The following is a 16,644-nucleotide window of genomic DNA, read 5'->3' on the forward strand; positions in this document are numbered from 1 at the left end:
ATGAATGCGAAATTTGTAATATCCTATGATGGAACAAAGTTTCAAGGAAGTCAAACTCAACCAAATGGCTTAAGTGTAGAAGATGCACTACTAAAAGCTTTTAAGCAAATAAATATAGAAACAAAAATTGTTCTTAGTGGTAGAACGGATAAAGATGTTCATGCTACAGGACAAGTTTTTAATTGTATTATTCCTTCTTTTTGGTTTGATTTAAAAAAGCTAAAAAAAGTACTTAATCATCAGCTTCCTTCTTCTATTTCTATAAAATCTATTCATCAAATAAGTGAAGAGTTTCACTCAAGATTTCATGCTAAAAAAAGAGTTTATAGATATTTAGTAACAACAAAAAAGCCTACAGTTTTTAGTGCGGATTATATCTCTTACCATAAAAATATAGATGAAGAAAAAATAAAAGAGGCTATCAAACTTTTTGAAGGAGTTCATGACTTTGAGTATTTCCATAAAAAGGGAAGTGATAAAGATAATACAGTAAGAGAAGTCTTTTCTACAAAGTTTTATAAGTATAAAGATATTTATGTTTTTAATTTTTGTGCAAACTCTTATTTAAGGTCTCAAATTAGACTTATGGTTGGCATACTTCTTAAAATATCTGATGGGAAACTCACCCTTGAAGATTTAAAAAAACAACTTGAAAAAAAACAACACAAGTTTAAAACTCCTGCAAGCCCTTGTGGTCTTTATCTTGCAAAGGTATACTACTAATGCTTACTAAAAGGAAGTTCTATACTCTTAGTGATATAAAAAAACACCTTGTATATACTCCTTTAATCTTTGTATTTGTTACAGCTATTATCTCTATGGTAGTTATTGTTTCTGTTTTAGAAGTAAAACAAAAAAATGAAGAGAAACTACTAACTCAAAAAGAACAATTTGAAAAAAGAAATATTTTAAATCAGTATATAAATGACATAAAATTTAAAGCAAACTCCTCTTTTGATGGAGAAGAAGTTGCTCTAAATGATGCGGTTACTTCTTTAAGTGGGTTTCTAAAGTATTCAAAAAATCAAGCTGGATTAAATGATATTAAAAGTTTTATTCAAGACCTTGAAAAAAACAGTAACTTTGAGTTTGTAATTTTTGATAAAAAGAAATTAAATATTATCTATGGAGAAGATGTAATTAACTATCTGCAAGTTATTACTGATTCTAAGATTGAGATAAAAAGATTTCAAAAACATATGTTAGAAAATATTATTTATATTGGAGATGATAATTTAATCTATTGGATTGATAAAACAAACCATAAAATTAGACTTAGTTATTTTAAAGATATAGAAAATAAAAACTGGTATCTTGGGGCTTTTTCTAAAATAGATGATATGGAAGACTCTATTAGAAAAGTTATTATTAACTCAATAGTTCAAAAAAGTAAATACTATTCTGATAGCTACTTTTGGTTTTATGATTATAATCAAGGCTATGTATATAACTACTATAATAAGGGACAAAAATTAAATGCTAAGTATATTTTAGAGCAAGATAGATTTGATAGTTCAAGTCAGATTTTAAGAAAATATATAACTGACAATGAAGTAAACAAAAGTCATAAAACATATAATTTCACAAAATACAATTTTTTAGTTTCTATTAAAAGTTATACTCTTCCAAGTAAATTATCAAACTTAGATTATAAATACAATTCTAAACTATCTGTCTCAATTGCCATTGTTATTTTAATATCACTTTTTTTAATTTTAGCATCAACTGTATTTACAAAGTTTATTAACTCTATTTTCCACAGATACAATAAAAGATTAGAGACTAGAAATAAGATGTATAAAAAATGGAAAGATAGATATGAGCTTGCTATTATTGCATCAAATGATGGTCTTTGGGATATTGATTTAGAGACTGATAATATCTTTTTCTCTAAAAAATGGCTTGAGATGTTTGGCTATAAAAAAGGTGAAATAAAAAGTTTACAAGAGTGGCTAAATATAATTCATCAAGAAGATAGACCAATTGTTGAAAATAGATTAAAAACTCATTTAGAGGGTAAAACGGAGCATTTTATTAGTGAATATAGAATCAAAAACAAGTGGAATGAATATAAATGGGTACTAGTTAGAGGTAAAGCCTTTAGAGATAAAGAAAAAAATCCAAAACGTATGCTTATGATGTCAATGGATATTGAAAGAAGAAAAAGACTTTCAAAAGAGCTTCAATATGTAGATTTATTAGTTGAGTATGGAAGAATTGTAATCTTTAAATGGAAAAATGATGATTTCTTAACTCCTGAATATGTATCTAAATCAATTAGTTCCTTTGGATATTCAACAAAAGGTTTTGAAAATAAAAAAGATAGTTTCTTAAACTTTGTTCATAAAGATGATGCAAAAGAGTTAAAAGTAGAGTTAAAAGAGGCTATAAAAAAAGATTCAAAATCTTTTACAAAAGTCTTTAGGGTGATTGAGAAAGATGGAACTATAAGATGGGTATTTAATAGAACAATCTTCTTAAAAGATGATTTTGGAAACGTAACTCACCTTTATGGATATATCACTGATATTACACAAATGAAGTTAACAGAAGAAGAGTTAAAATCTAAAGTTGAAGAAGAGTTAGCAAAAAATATAGAAAAGGATAGGTTATTAGTTCATCAAAGTAAATTAGCTGCTATGGGTGAGATGCTTGGAAATATTGCTCATCAATGGAGACAGCCTTTAAATAATATTAATTTATTAACTCACTTTATTAGAGACAATTTTGAGAATCTAAAAAAAGAGGATATAGAAGATATTACATCAGATACAAAATTACAAATTGATTATATGTCTCAAACAATTGATGACTTTAGAAACTTCTATCAACCAACAAAAGATAAGGCTAGTTTTAATCTAAAAGAGTCAATAAATTCTTGTGTAAAGATAGTTGAAACTCAACTAGAAAAAACAGATATGAAAGTTGAAGTTTTAGGTGAAAGTATAGATATTATAAGTTATAAAAATGAGTTCCAACAAGTTATTTTAAATATTTTAAATAACGCAAATGATGCAGCAGAGATAAAAAATAGTGAAGAAAAATTCTTAGCAAAAACAAAGATTGAGATAATAAAAGAAAAAAATAATGTAAGGATCTTATTAGAAAATAACTGCGGTGAAGTTCAAGAAGAGATTATGGAAAGAATGTTTGAACCATATTTTACTACTAAGTTTGAAGACCAAGGGACGGGGATAGGTCTATATATGGCAAAGACAATTATTGAAAAGAATATGAATGGTAGCATTAGTGCTAAAAATATTGAAGGTGGAGTAGTATTTACTATTATTTTACCACTTTAAGGATATAATAAAATAATTAATTGCGGTGGGAAGAGTAATGAAAGATTATAAAACAAGAGTGTTATTAGTAGAAGATGAAGATGTAGCAAGAAAAACCTTATCTTTTTATCTTAATACTATTTTTGATGAGGTTGTTGTTGCCTGTGATGGACAAGAAGCAAGTAAAGTTTTCAAAAAAGACTTTGATGAAGATAGAACTTTTGATTTAGTTTTAACTGATTTAAAAATGCCTAATAAAGATGGAATCTCTATGATTGATGATATTAGAGAGTTAGTTCCAAACCAAAGATTTATTATAGTAAGTGCACACAAAAATGAAGATGACTTATTAAAGTTAATTAACCTAAGAGTTCTTGGATATTTCGTAAAACCATTAAATATTGATAATATGATGGAAATGCTAAAAAAAGCTAAAGAAGAAGTTTTAGCAGATAATGCAGTTACTGATGTTCAAGAAACATTAATCACTTTAAATAGAAGATATACATACGATATAAAAACGGACAAACTATATAATCAAGAGTCAATAGTAAAACTATCTAAAAAAGAGTTAGATATCTTAAAAGTTTTAATTGACAACCTAGGTGAAGTAGTTCCTGTTGAGAAGTTCAAGCAAGATGTTTGGAATGATATAAATACAAATGACTCTGCTTTTAGAACAGTAATGAAAAGATTAAAAGATAAAGTTAAAGAAGATGACTTTATTATCTCTCATAAAGGTTATGGATACATAATCGAAAAACAACTAAAAAAATAGAAGAATAACTTATTTAATAAAGTTATTCTCTTTATAGTACTTAACTGCTCCGTCATGTAATGGAGCACTTAGGCCTTCAAGTAAAGACTCTTTTGTTATATACTTATATACAGGATGAAGATTTTTAAATTTTTCAAAGTTTTCTAGTATTGCTTTAACTAAAGTATAAACAGCTTTATTACTTACATCAGAGCTTGTTATTAAAACTGCCTTTGAACCAAAAGTAGGAGTTGCTGAAGGAACTCCACTATATATTGCAGCTGGGATTTCACCTTTTACATAAAAAGGATTCTTCTCTATAAACTTGTCAATCTCTTTTCCAGATATTGGAACAAGCTTTATATTTGAAGAACTTGAAGCATCTTTGATATTTGCAGTTGGATGACCTACCATATAAAAGTAGCCATCAATTTTATCCTCTCTTAGAGCATCAGGAGCTTCTCCTACTTTTAACTTCCCAACATATCCTAAGTCAGATTTTTTGATATTTAAATGGTTTAGTAAATAAGAAACAGTAGTCTCATTTCCGCTCCCTAAATTTCCTATATTAATTCTTTTATCTTTTATATCATATATAGAGTCTATATTTGAATCAGTTTTTACAACTAAAGATAGAAGCTCAGGATAAATAGACATCACTGATCTTAGTTTTTTCATAGGATTCTTTTTAAAACTCTTTTTACCATTGATTGCATGATAAACAGCATCTGATTGAGCAATACCAAAATCTAAATCACCCATACTGATTGCATTGATATTATAAACTGAACCACCAGTTGATTCAACAGAACATCTAATTCTTGTCTCTTTTTTATATTTATTCACTAATCTACAAATTGCACCACCAGTTGGATAATATGTTCCTGTTACACTTCCTGTTCCAATAGTTACAAATTCTGCAGCAGCAAATAGTGATACTTTCACTGATAAAAGGGCAAAGATAGCAATTAATTTCTTCATTCAAACTCTTTAAATATATTTTATTTATTATAGTTACTTTATCATTATACCAAACTAAAGCACTAAAAAAAGGGCTTTGCAGAAAAATTAGCACTTTTATGAATCTTTTGCTAAAAAGAACTTGACATTTACTCACTCATATAGTATAATATTTTTAGCAGTTTGAGAATTCAAGTGCTAAAAGTGAGTAAATTATGATTGATAAAAAAGAGTATTTATTACATTCCATAATCAAAGCATATATTGAACACTTAGAACCTATTGGTTCTACACAACTAAAATCAATGTATGATATTGCTTACTCTCCTGCAACTATTAGAGGGTACTTTAAGAAGTTAGGAGAAGAAGGTTTTTTAGCTCAAGAGCATGTGAGTTCAGGTAGAACTCCTACAACTGAAGCTTTAAAACAGTATTGGAGTAATAAATTAAATTTTAAACTTGATTTTGTAGACGAAAAAGCTATAGAGTATTTTTCTAAAGAGCTTGGAGTTGCAGTATTTGTTCAAGAGCAAAAGTCAGATACTCTAAATGACATTTTAAATGTTGAAAATAGATATATGATTTTAGAGTTTAGCTCTTTTGCAATTACAGTTAAATATTCTGATGCACTTTATAGATTTTTGAATGATATGCAAGGTTTAGAGTTGGTTCACATTGTGAATATCTCAAAACAAGTTGGTGCTTATGAAATCTATGAAAAAGTAAGTCAGCATTTACAAAACAAAAATTTTCATATTTATAATACTAAAGAGTTTTTTTCTTTAGCATTGAAGTACAACTATGATGAAAAAAGCATTAATGGGTTTTTAAAAGGAAGAATTCTTGATTCATTAGAAGAGGGAATCTATTTTGAAAACATTATTCCAGAAGGTTATATAGCTATTTGTCATAATTGTAAAATTGAAAATAAAAATATAAAAATGCTAGTAGTTGGTGAATTATCAAAGGACTACGAATATTTCTATAATAAAATAAATATGAGTTAGGAGATATATTTTGAGTGAAAATAAAGAAGAATTAAACCAAGAACAAATAAATCAAGAAGAAGTTGAACAAACTGTTGAAGAACAAGCTTGTGAAAATAATGAAGAGTCTTGTGAAGCAAAAGAGTTAACAGCAGAAGAAAAAATTGCTGAACTAGAAGCAAAATTAAAAGAATCAGAAGATAAATATTTTAGAGTTCACGCAGATTTTGAAAATATTAAGAAAAGATTAGAAAAAGAGAAATATCAAGCAATTGATTATGCATCTGAAAAGTTTGCAAAAGATTTATTAATGCCAATTGATACTTTAGAAATGGCATTAGCAGCAGAAGAAGCAGCAAATGAACTTCCTGCAGAGGAATTACTTGCAAAATTAAAAGAGGGTGTAGAATTAACAATTAAAAACTTCTATACAGCATTCGAAAAGCATGATATTTCAATAATTGAAACAGATGGTGAGTTTGATCCAAACTTCCATGATGCAGTAATGCAAGTAGATAGTGAAAACCATAAAACAGGTGAAATTGTTCAAGTGATGCAAAAAGGTTATAAGTTTAAAGATAGACTTCTAAGAGCATCAATGGTTAGTATCGCAAATTAGTCATATTTTGACTATTTTGTTGTTCGACTACGAAATTTCAAAGAGTCACTTACAAAAGTAAGCTCCTCCTTAAAATTTCTTGTCTGCCTATAACTAGTCTAAAATCAGACTAATTTAGGTAATGACCGTAATGTCAGTAAACTATTGAAATAAAAATAAAAATTAATAAAAAAAGCTGGGAATTACACAAGCTTCTGCTTGTGCTTTAGATTGCTTCTTAGCTTGAATTCATTTCAAGCGCTAAAGAAGATTATAATGAAAGGTTCCCTTGATTTTATAACATAAAATAAAGGAAAAAATATGAGTAAAGTAATTGGTATTGACTTAGGTACAACAAACTCTTGTATGGCAGTTTATGAAGGTGGTGAAGCGAAAGTTATTCCTAATAAAGAAGGAAAAAACACAACTCCATCAATTGTTGCGTTCACTGATAAAGGTGAAGTATTAGTTGGTGATCCAGCAAAAAGACAAGCTATTACAAACCCAGAAAAGACTATTTATTCGGTAAAAAGAATTATGGGTCTTATGATGGATGAAGAAAATGCTAAAGAAGCACAAGAAAAAGTAGGATATAAAATCGTTAATAGAAACGGTGCAGCAGCAGTTGAAATTGCTGATAAAGTATATACTCCTCAAGAAATTTCTGCAAAAATTTTAGGAAAATTAAAAGCAGACGCTGAAGAGTATTTAGGTGCTCCTGTAACTGACGCAGTTATTACAGTTCCTGCATACTTCAATGATGCACAAAGAAAAGCAACTCAAGAAGCTGGAACTATTGCTGGTCTTAACGTATTAAGAATTATCAATGAGCCAACAGCTGCTTCATTAGCATATGGTTTAGATAAAAAAGGTGAAGAGAAAGTATTAGTATACGATTTAGGTGGTGGTACATTTGACGTTACTGTTCTTGAAATTGGTGATGGAACATTTGAAGTACTTTCAACAGATGGTAATGCATTCTTAGGTGGAGATGACTTCGATAACGCTATTATTGACTGGATGGCAAAAGAGTTCGAAGCTGAAAATGGTTTTGATATTAAAAATGACAAAATGGCATTACAAAGATTAAAAGATGCTGCTGAAAATGCTAAGAAAGAGTTATCTTCTGCTGAATCAACAGAAATTAACTTACCATTTATCTCTATGGGTAATGCAGGACCAGTTCACTTAGTTAAATCATTAACAAGAGCTAAATTTGAGTCTATGACTGAGCATTTAATCTCTGAAACTTTAGAGCATATCAAAGTTGCTATGAGAGATGCTGGATTAGATAAAGATGAAATTGAAGAAGTAATCATGGTTGGTGGTTCAACAAGATTACCAAAAGCAAATGCAGTAGTTAAAGATTACTTTGGAAAAGATTTAAATAAAGGTGTTAACCCTGATGAAGTAGTTGCTGCAGGTGCTGCTGTACAAGCTGGTGTATTAAGAGGTGATGTTAAAGATGTATTATTACTAGACGTTACTCCATTATCACTTGGAATTGAAACTCTTGGTGGAGTTATGACTAAGCTGATTGAAAAAGGAACTACAATTCCTGTTAAAAAATCACAAGTATTCTCTACAGCAGAAGACAATCAACCAGCTGTATCAATTCACGTTGGTCAAGGTGAAAGAGAATTCGCTAAAGATAACAAATCTTTAGGTATGTTTGAATTATCTGACATCCCTGCAGCTCCAAGAGGTGTTCCTCAAATTGAAGTAACATTTGACATTGATGCAAATGGTGTTTTAAATGTATCTGCTAAAGATAAAGGTACTGGAAAAGAGAATAAGATTACTATTTCTGGTTCGTCTGGATTATCTGATGAAGAAATTGAAAAAATGGTAAATGAAGCAGAAGCAAATAAAGAAGCTGATGAAAAAAGAAAAGAAGTAATTGAAGTTAGAAACCAAGCAGATGCTTTATTACACTCAACTAAGAAAACATTAGAAGAGAATGAAGATGCAGTTTCTGAAGAGGAAAAGCAAAAAATCATTGATGCAGCAGCAGCTTTAGAGGAAACTCTAAAAGATGAAAATGCTACTAAAGAGCAAATTGAAGAAAAAGTAAAAGCTTTAACTGAAGTTTCTCACAAGTTAGCAGAAGCTATGTATAAAAAAGAAGGTGGTGACCAAGCAGGTGCTGGTGCACAACCAAATCAAAAAGCTAAAAAAGACGATGACGATGTTATCGATGCTGAAGTAGAGTAATCTCTACTTCATGCAAACTCTAATCTTCTTACTATTAACTTTTTTAATAGTAATCTTTTCTATTCTACTTTATGTTAAAAATAAACACTCACGAGTTGACAAACTAAATAAAGGCATTTGTCCTTCATGTGGAGACAAAGCTAAAACTTTTTATGATGATAGAACACGAAGTACGTTTAAAGTAGATGTTATTTCTGCAAGAGTATTAAAAAATCATGGTTGTTCTGGACTAAATGATATTGAGTACACTTGTAAAACTTGTGGTTTAAAAGAGGTCTATTCCCAAAGCGGTTCATCTAATTGTTCTGTGTAATCTTTTATTAACTTTTAGATGTTAGAATTCCAAAAACCAAGAAGGACTTCTACGCATGAAAACTGTACTACTTTCTATTACTTTCCTAATTCTTTTCTTTACTGGATGTTCTCAAAAAGAGCCTTTACAACTTGAAAAATTAAATAAAATATCTAAAGCTAAGGTTTTAAAAGTAAACCTAAATACTATTGAAGGTTTTTATGAAGATGATTTAAATTATGCCTTGAATGTATTTAAAAAAGATTGTAAAAGAGCAAAAAGATATGAGCTATTTAAAGAGGCTTGTTCTAAAGCAAATGATTATGATAATGGCTCAAAATTCTTTACTGAAAACTTTGTTGCTTATGAATTATATAATAACAATAAAACAAATACAGGTGTGATTACAGGTTATTATGAACCTTTACTAAGAGGTAGTCTAACAAAAAGTGAAAAATACAAGTATCCAATATATAAAACACCAAAAGATATGTATATCGTTGACTTATCATCTGTTTACCCAGAACTTAAAAAATATAGACTAAGAGGTAAACTAAAAGGTAATAAAATCATTCCTTATGATGATAGAGAAGCTATTAATGAAAGAGATGACTTAGAAGCAATCTGTTATGTTGATGATAGATTTGATTTATTCTTCTTACATATTCAAGGTTCTGGAAAAGTTCAATTAGAGACTGGTGAAGTTTTAAATGTAGGTTATGCAAATCAAAATGGGCATAAATACAAAGGAATAGGTGGTATGTTACTACAAGAGGGTGTATTACAAGGTTATGGAGCTTCAATGCAAGGTATTAAAGCTTACTTACAAGATAACCCTGAAAGAGTAGATGAAATATTACATGCAAATGAAAGCTATATTTTCTTCTCAAAAAGAAGCCAAGGTGCAACAGGTGCTTTAGGAACAGAATTAACTGCTGGAAGAAACTTAGCAGTAGATAGAAGATATATTCCTCTAGGAATGCCAGTATTTATCAATACAAAAAATTCAGTAACACAAGAAAAAATAAATAGACTTATGGTTGCCGCTGATGTTGGTGGAGCAATTAAAGGTGAAATAAGAGCAGACTTCTTCTATGGAAATGGAAAAGATGCTGAATTATATGCAGGTGGAATGAAAGAACAAGGAAAGCTTACAATCCTTGTTCCTAAAGAGTTTGTGCCAAGTAGTAATAAAAACTAATTACAGCTCTTGGCCTAGCTACAGCATCCTGTTCCACAACATGAAGATGGAGCTTCTTGTCTGAAATCAATAACAAAATTGTTTCCATGCTCTACTAAATCAAATTCATGTTTTTTACAGAATTCTAAGTTCATTTGATTTTTCATTTGAATTGCTTTACTTAAAGCATCATCTTTTGAGTTAAATTCTAGGTTATTTTGTAAATCACTTCTTCTAAAACAACCGCACTCTGTTTCTACTATAACTTTATGCATTAAAAGTTCTCCTATAATAATTTTTTTCGAAGATTATCAAAAAAAAATTTAAATAGACTTATAATAATAATTTATGAAATTGCTTTAAAAAAATCAAGTAAAATTTAGATAAAATATCTATATTACACTAAACAAGGGCAAAAATGCATATTACAAATATTATCTCTCAATACTTTGGAAAGTTCGCTAAAACTGAGTTTCCATCATTTATTCAAAAGATTATAAATAAAGTATATGTAAAAAGTATGAAGTTAGACATGAGTGAATTTAGAAACGAAAAGTTTTATAAATCATTAAATGATCTTTTTACAAGAGAATTAGCAATTGCAAGACAAATCAATGAAGACGAGAAGGTATTTATTTCTCCAACAGATAGTTTAATTACACAAGCAGGAGATGTAAAGGGTGATTTAGCTTTACAAATCAAAGGGATGGAATACTCTTTTGAAGAGTTATTAACTTACAATTGTGCAAATAACTTTGAAAAGTTAGTAGATGGTAAATATATGAACTTTTACCTTTCTCCAAGGGATTATCATAGATATCACTCTCCTTGTGATTTTGAAGTAAAAAGATTACTACATGTTCCAGGGAAACTTTATCCAGTAAATTTAAAATATCTAAATAAACAAATTGATTTATTTGCTGAAAATGAAAGAGTTATTTTAGAGTGTGTTCATGAAGATAAACTATTTTATATGGTATTTGTTGGAGCATTAAATGTTGGTCAAATGGTATTTGAGTTTGAGCCAAAAGTTGAAACAAATACAGATGTTAGAGATATTCAAATTTATGAATATGAAGATAAAAAAGTTAAAAAAGGTGACTGTTTAGGTTACTTTAAAATGGGTTCTACTGTTGTAATGTTCTGGGAAAAAGGATTTGTTGAACTTGAAGAGTTAACAGGTCAATCAGTGAAATATGGACAAAGTATTTGCCAAAAAAGTTAAGCATAAATACAATAGTCTTTAAAAACAGGTTTAATAAATATGAAAAATAAAATCTTTTTAAAGATAGGAGCAATTTTTGTTTTTATTGTTTCTGCATATTTGTTTTTCATAATATTTATTATTTCTCCAAAGATTACTAAATATTTTATTGATTTTGAAACAAACCAAGTAAAACTACAACTTGAAAAGATATCTCATATAGTTGACTCAAAAAAAGAGCAAATAAATGAGTTTGAAACCTTCAAAGAAAAAGAGTATAGACAAAAGATAAGAGAGACCTCTTATCTTGCATATAATATTCTTCAAAGCTACTATAAAGAGTATGAAAAAGGAAATTACTCTAAAGATGAAGCTGTAAAAAAAGCTTTAGTGATTATTTCAAATATTACATATAATGACAAAGGCTATTTGTATCTTATAGATACAAAAGGAAATACTTTATACCACCCTACAAAAACTAATATTGGAAGAAATATCTATGATTTAAAAGATGCAAAGGGTAAAGTCTTTGCTCCAACAGTTATTAAAGATGTGATAGAACAAAAAGAGACTTATAGTTCATACTTTTGGAAAAAGTTAAACTCAAATACTGTATCAAAAAAGCTTGTTCATAGTATTTATTTTGAGCCTTTTGATATTATTGTTTCTTCTACAACTTATGAGTCAAATATTCAAGTAGAAATTGATGCCCAAAAAGAAAAAGCTATCCAAAAACTAATGCCTTTGATTGATACTCTTTTTTCAAAGGAACATGGGCATATTTTTATTTTAGATGAAGAGTTTAGAATTATTGCTCACCCTTCAAAATCTCTTATGGGGGAATCTTTAGCCATAGGAAAATATAGTAAATACGTTGATGTGCTTTCTTTATCAAAAGAGCTTATAGACTCTTCTTCAAATCAAAAAATGTTAAAGTATACTTGGAATACAAAAGAAGACTCTGAAAACTTTACATATGAAAAATTTGCTTGGGTTGAATATAATGACTTCTTTGGCTGGTATATAATCTCATCTATTTATAAAAAAGATTTAGAAAAGAAAGTAGAAGAGATTGATTCTATGTTGATAAATCTTTCTATCATTCTTCTTTTAGTTTTAATGTTTATAGCTATTTTATTTGTTCAAAAACTTTTAAAACCTATTCAAGACTTATCTGAAAATGCAAGATTGGTTGAAGCAGGAAACTTAGAAGTAAGAACAATAGTTGAAAGCAGTGATGAATTAGGTGTTCTAGCAAATCATTTTAATAAAATGCTAGATGCAATTCAAGAAAACACAAAGAACTTAGAAGAAAAAATACAAGAAAGAACTTTAGAGATAAGAAAGAAACTTTATTATGATGAGTTAACAGGCTTAGAAAATAGAGAATCTCTAATTGAAAGTATCAAAGAAGAAGAGTTTGTTGCAGTAAACTTTATTGATATAAATAACTTCGATGATATCAATGAACTTTATGGTTTCCAAATAGGAAATGAACTATTAATCAAAATAACTAAAAGACTGCAAGAGTTTTCAGATGAGCATGACTTAAAGCTTTATAGAGTAAATGGAGACATCTTTGCTTTAAAAGATACAAATATTGTTAGATTTTTGGCCTATGAAAAAATGATAGATAAAATCCATGAGCTTTTTGTAAAAGAGTTTAAAATAGAAGGTCTAGGAGTTGATTTATACCTATCTGTTACTGTTGGCTCATCAATCTCTCAAAACCAACCTGTAAAGTGTGCAAACACTGCTTTAAATAAAGCAAAACAAACTTCTCAAAGAACAGTTGTTTATAATAAAAATATTGATGTAAAAGAGAACATCAAAAAAATGATGCATTGGAAAGATAAGATTAAAAATGCAATAGAAAATGATAATGTAGTTCCATTTTTCCAACCAATTTTTGATAAAGATGAGAAGCTTATTAAATATGAAACTCTAATGAGAATAAGAGATAATGTAGATGGAAAAGAACACTTCTTATCTCCTGGAAATTTCTTTGATGTTGCAATTAAAACAAAACAGTATTTTAAACTAAATCAAATAGTTATAAAAAAAGCTTTTGACAATATTGATAAAATAGGAAAAATGGTATCAGTGAATATCAGTTTTTCAGATATTTTGAACTTAGACTTTATGGAGTTTATAGAAAAAGAAGTAAAACTTCTAAGTAAAGAACAAAGAGAAAAAGTTGTTTTTGAAATCCTTGAGAGTGATTTTATTTCTGACCACAAAGTATTAGATGACTTTATCTTAACATACAGAGAAAAAGGCATTAAGTTTGCAATTGATGATTTTGGAACAGGTTATTCAAACTTTACTCACGTTTTAAATATAAAACCAGAATATATAAAAATTGATGGTTCATTAATTAAAGATATAGATAAAGACCAAACAGCATTTGAGATGGTGAAATCTATTATTGATTTTTCTAAATCATTAAAAATAATTGTTGTTGTAGAGTTTATTCATAATGAAACAGTATATAAAATACTTCAAGATTTAGGTGCTGATGAGTATCAAGGCTTTTATTTAGGTGAGCCTGCACCTCTTTTTTAACTAAATAAAAGTTATTTTTAGTAAAATTTATACAAACTAAAAAAAGGATTACACATGGCAACTACAGAATTAGGAACACTTCCTTTAAACGGAACAAAAAAAGGTATTATCTCTGTTTCAAATGTTTCAGAACCATATGGTAAAGGAACGCCAGATGTTGTAAGTATTGGAATTTCATTAAACGGAAAAGATATTGAGTGGAAGTCACACATTCCATATGCAAATTTAGATGATGTAATTGCAATTTTACAAGAAGCAAGTGCGAAGAAAAAAGAAGAGCAAGAATAAGCTCTTCTTTCAGCAAACTCTAGTTAAAAACGGTTTCTCTACCTTCATCTAGCCAGTTTGCTATACCACCTTCAAGATGTGCTATATTAGTATATCCATGGTTTTGAATTAAGAAGTCTGCAATAGTTCTTGTTCTATTTGCATGGGCACAAATTAAAACAACAAGTTGGTCTTTTGACTTTACAAGTTTTTCAAACTTCGACAACCATGTTGGTACATCACAGTTTCCAAACATATCAAAGAAAGTCATCTTATGAGAATTTTTGATGATTCCTGTGTGTTTAAATTCATCTTCTCTTCGAACATCAATCATTACAACATCATCATTTATTAATTTTTCAACTTCACTTGGTGATAAATCGACAACTCTACTCATTAGTTACCCTTATAATTAATTATATGAAATAATAACTAAAATTTATCAAATTTTTTATAACTATTAATTATAATTCTGAAATCTAAGAAATTTATAATTCTTATATAAACAAAGACTTCACATAAATTGATTATAATGTCAATAATATTTTAAATAAGGTAATACTATAGATGAAAAAAATACTATTATTAATGCTAATGGTTGTATATGCTTTTTCTATTCAAAGGTCATTTTTAGAACCACATGAAGCATTTCAAGCAAAGCTAGAACAACAAGAAGATAAGATTGTTGCAAGTATTAAACTTGGTAAAGATATCTATCTTTATGATGAACAACTTAAAATTTTAATTACAAAACCAGAGAAAAAAGAGATTACTTCAAAACTTTTAATGCCAAAACCAGAACAATATGATGAATTTATTGTTCACTTTAATGAAGTTTCAATAGATATTCCATTCTCTTTATTAAAAGAAGAAGTAAACTCAGATAGCTACGAAGTTCAACTACTTTTCCAAGGGTGTTCAAAAGCAGGACTTTGTTATGCACCTATGAATGAGACAATCTCTGTAAATTTAGCTTCAAAGTTAGAAGCTTCAAAAACTACTGAAACTAAAAAAGAAGTAGTTACAAATGAAATAGTAGCTAGTGAAAATATTTCAGAGAGTGATTCAATTGTAAATACACTTAAAGATAAAAGTGCAATCTTAGTATTAGCAACTTTCTTTGGCTTTGGACTTTTATTATCTTTAACTCCATGTGTTTTCCCTATGATTCCTATTCTTTCTTCTATTATTGTAAAAGCAGGAGACAATGAAAAGCTAACAGCTTCAAAAGGTTTCTTTTTATCTTTAGTTTATGTTTTAGCAATGGCTTTAGCATATACAATTGCAGGAGTTATAGCAGGACTATTTGGAGCTAATTTACAAGTAGCTTTACAAAATCCATATGTATTAGTGACCTTTGCATTTATCTTTGTAGTATTGGCTTTCTCTATGTTTGGATATTTCAAATTAGAGTTACCACAAAGTTTACAAACAAAACTAAACAAAACAACAGAAGGAAAAGAGAAACAAGGTGTATTTGGAGTTGCTGTAATGGGATTCTTATCAGCACTTGTTGTTGGTCCTTGTGTTGCACCACCACTTGCAGGAGCTTTAGTTTATATTGGACAAACAGGTGATGCAGTATTAGGTGGAGCTGCTTTATTTGTTATGAGTTTAGGTATGGGTGTTCCTTTACTTCTTATTGGACTTGGGGCTGGTAAATTTATGCCAAAACCTGGTGGTTGGATGGAGCAAGTTACAAAAGTATTTGGTATTGTGATGCTTGCAATTGCAGTTTGGATGTTAGATAGAGTATTAGACCCAACTTTAATCATGTATTTATGGGCTTTATTATTCTTAGGAGCTGGACTGTTTATCAAAACTTTTGAGCATGTTTTAGTAAAACTACTTGCAACAGTTCTTTTAATCTATGGAACAGCAACCTTTATAGGTGCTATAAGTGGTGCTACAAATGTATTAAAACCACTTGAAAAGTTTACTTCTTCAAAAGTTGTAGCAACAAGTTCTAGTGATGTGAAGTTTGTAAAGGTTAAAAATCTTGAAGAGTTAGACCAAGCAATAAAAGCTTCAAGTAAACCAGTTATGCTTGATTTTTGGGCTGAGTGGTGTGTATCTTGTAAAGAGTTAGATAATATTACTTTCCAAGATGAGGAAGTAAAAAAAGTACTTGAAAAGTTCACTTTAATCAAAGCTGATGTTACAAAAAATACAGATGATGACAAAGCTTTAATGAAAAAATTCCAAGTATTTGGACCACCAGCTTTAATCTTCTTTGATGAAAATAATCAAGAAATGAAAGCAGCTAAAATAATCGGATATAAAAATCCACAAGAGTTTTTAGAAGTTATAAACAAAAACTTTAAATAATTCTAAAATAAA

At 28.7% G+C, this 16,644-nt stretch carries 15 protein-coding genes; 12 read left to right on the forward strand and 3 right to left on the reverse strand.

Annotated features, from left to right (window positions below):
* The 3 genes from truA to CRV03_RS06355 are packed head-to-tail and all read left to right on the forward strand — an operon-like array spanning nt 1 to nt 4,059.
* Nucleotides 1–723, forward strand: coding sequence for a tRNA pseudouridine(38-40) synthase TruA (gene truA / locus CRV03_RS06345; protein ID WP_129084312.1), 723 nt, complete (start codon nt 1–3; stop codon nt 721–723).
* Nucleotides 723–3,302 (forward strand): PAS domain-containing sensor histidine kinase, encoded by a 2,580-nt coding sequence (locus CRV03_RS06350; protein ID WP_129084313.1) that lies wholly within the window; start codon nt 723–725, stop codon nt 3,300–3,302. The genes truA and CRV03_RS06350 overlap by 1 nt, the downstream gene beginning before the upstream one ends.
* Before the next feature lie 37 nt (nt 3,303–3,339).
* Nucleotides 3,340–4,059 carry a response regulator transcription factor gene (locus CRV03_RS06355; RefSeq protein WP_129084314.1) on the forward strand — a complete coding sequence of 240 codons (720 nt, stop codon included), beginning with the start codon at nt 3,340–3,342 and terminating at the stop codon, nt 4,057–4,059.
* A 9-nt stretch (nt 4,060–4,068) separates the two neighbouring features.
* Here the strand turns inward: CRV03_RS06355 and CRV03_RS06360 are convergent, their stop codons facing one another.
* Nucleotides 4,069–5,019 carry a TAXI family TRAP transporter solute-binding subunit gene (locus tag CRV03_RS06360; RefSeq protein ID WP_129084315.1) on the reverse strand — a complete coding sequence of 317 codons (951 nt, stop codon included), beginning with the start codon at nt 5,017–5,019 and terminating at the stop codon, nt 4,069–4,071.
* 194 nt (nt 5,020–5,213) lie between these two features.
* On the opposite strand from CRV03_RS06360, the gene CRV03_RS06365 reads away from it, so the two are divergent.
* The 5 genes from CRV03_RS06365 to CRV03_RS06385 all read left to right on the forward strand — a co-directional run bounded on the left by CRV03_RS06365 (nt 5,214) and on the right by CRV03_RS06385 (nt 10,289).
* A complete protein-coding gene (locus tag CRV03_RS06365; RefSeq protein WP_129084316.1) occupies nt 5,214–6,005 on the forward strand; it encodes a heat-shock protein in 792 nt (263 codons plus the stop codon).
* Nucleotides 6,006–6,012: 7 nt separating this feature from the next.
* Nucleotides 6,013–6,603, forward strand: coding sequence for a nucleotide exchange factor GrpE (gene grpE / locus CRV03_RS06370; RefSeq protein ID WP_375153735.1), 591 nt, complete (start codon nt 6,013–6,015; stop codon nt 6,601–6,603).
* 300 nt (nt 6,604–6,903) lie between these two features.
* On the forward strand, nt 6,904–8,796 hold the full coding sequence (dnaK, locus tag CRV03_RS06375) for a molecular chaperone DnaK (RefSeq protein WP_129084318.1): 1,893 nt from the start codon (nt 6,904–6,906) through the stop codon (nt 8,794–8,796).
* 10 nt (nt 8,797–8,806) lie between these two features.
* Entirely contained in the window at nt 8,807–9,109 is a 303-nt protein-coding gene (locus CRV03_RS06380) for a hypothetical protein (protein ID WP_129084319.1), read from the forward strand.
* A gap of 55 nt (nt 9,110–9,164) precedes the next feature.
* Nucleotides 9,165–10,289, forward strand: coding sequence for a murein transglycosylase A (locus tag CRV03_RS06385; RefSeq protein ID WP_129084320.1), 1,125 nt, complete (start codon nt 9,165–9,167; stop codon nt 10,287–10,289).
* Between the two features lie 14 nt (nt 10,290–10,303).
* Here the strand turns inward: CRV03_RS06385 and CRV03_RS06390 are convergent, their stop codons facing one another.
* Complete coding sequence (locus CRV03_RS06390; protein WP_129084321.1) at nt 10,304–10,543, reverse strand: hypothetical protein; 240 nt, start codon at nt 10,541–10,543, stop codon at nt 10,304–10,306.
* A 143-nt stretch (nt 10,544–10,686) separates the two neighbouring features.
* Here CRV03_RS06390 and CRV03_RS06395 point away from each other — a divergent pair, with 143 nt between their 5' ends.
* Genes CRV03_RS06395 through CRV03_RS06405 form a run of 3 tightly spaced genes read left to right on the forward strand, consistent with a single transcriptional unit; the run spans nt 10,687 to nt 14,325 of the window.
* Entirely contained in the window at nt 10,687–11,493 is an 807-nt protein-coding gene (locus CRV03_RS06395; RefSeq protein ID WP_129084322.1) for a phosphatidylserine decarboxylase, read from the forward strand.
* A 39-nt stretch (nt 11,494–11,532) separates the two neighbouring features.
* Nucleotides 11,533–14,037: an EAL domain-containing protein gene (locus CRV03_RS06400; protein ID WP_129084323.1), complete on the forward strand. Its 2,505-nt coding sequence runs from the start codon at nt 11,533–11,535 to the stop codon at nt 14,035–14,037.
* Between the two features lie 54 nt (nt 14,038–14,091).
* A complete protein-coding gene (locus CRV03_RS06405; protein ID WP_129084324.1) occupies nt 14,092–14,325 on the forward strand; it encodes a hypothetical protein in 234 nt (77 codons plus the stop codon).
* Between the two features lie 19 nt (nt 14,326–14,344).
* Here CRV03_RS06405 and CRV03_RS06410 read toward each other — a convergent pair whose 3' ends face one another.
* Nucleotides 14,345–14,701: a rhodanese-like domain-containing protein gene (locus CRV03_RS06410; RefSeq protein ID WP_129084325.1), complete on the reverse strand. Its 357-nt coding sequence runs from the start codon at nt 14,699–14,701 to the stop codon at nt 14,345–14,347.
* A gap of 170 nt (nt 14,702–14,871) precedes the next feature.
* Between CRV03_RS06410 and dsbD the strand changes: the two genes are divergently transcribed.
* The gene (dsbD, locus tag CRV03_RS06415) at nt 14,872–16,632 is read left to right on the forward strand and encodes a protein-disulfide reductase DsbD (protein ID WP_129084326.1); all 1,761 of its coding nucleotides are present in this window, start codon (nt 14,872–14,874) and stop codon (nt 16,630–16,632) included.
* The last annotated feature ends 12 nt before the right edge of the window (nt 16,633–16,644 follow it).

The sequence above is a fragment of the Arcobacter sp. F155 genome, from assembly GCF_004116455.1.
GTDB lineage: Bacteria > Campylobacterota > Campylobacteria > Campylobacterales > Arcobacteraceae > Halarcobacter.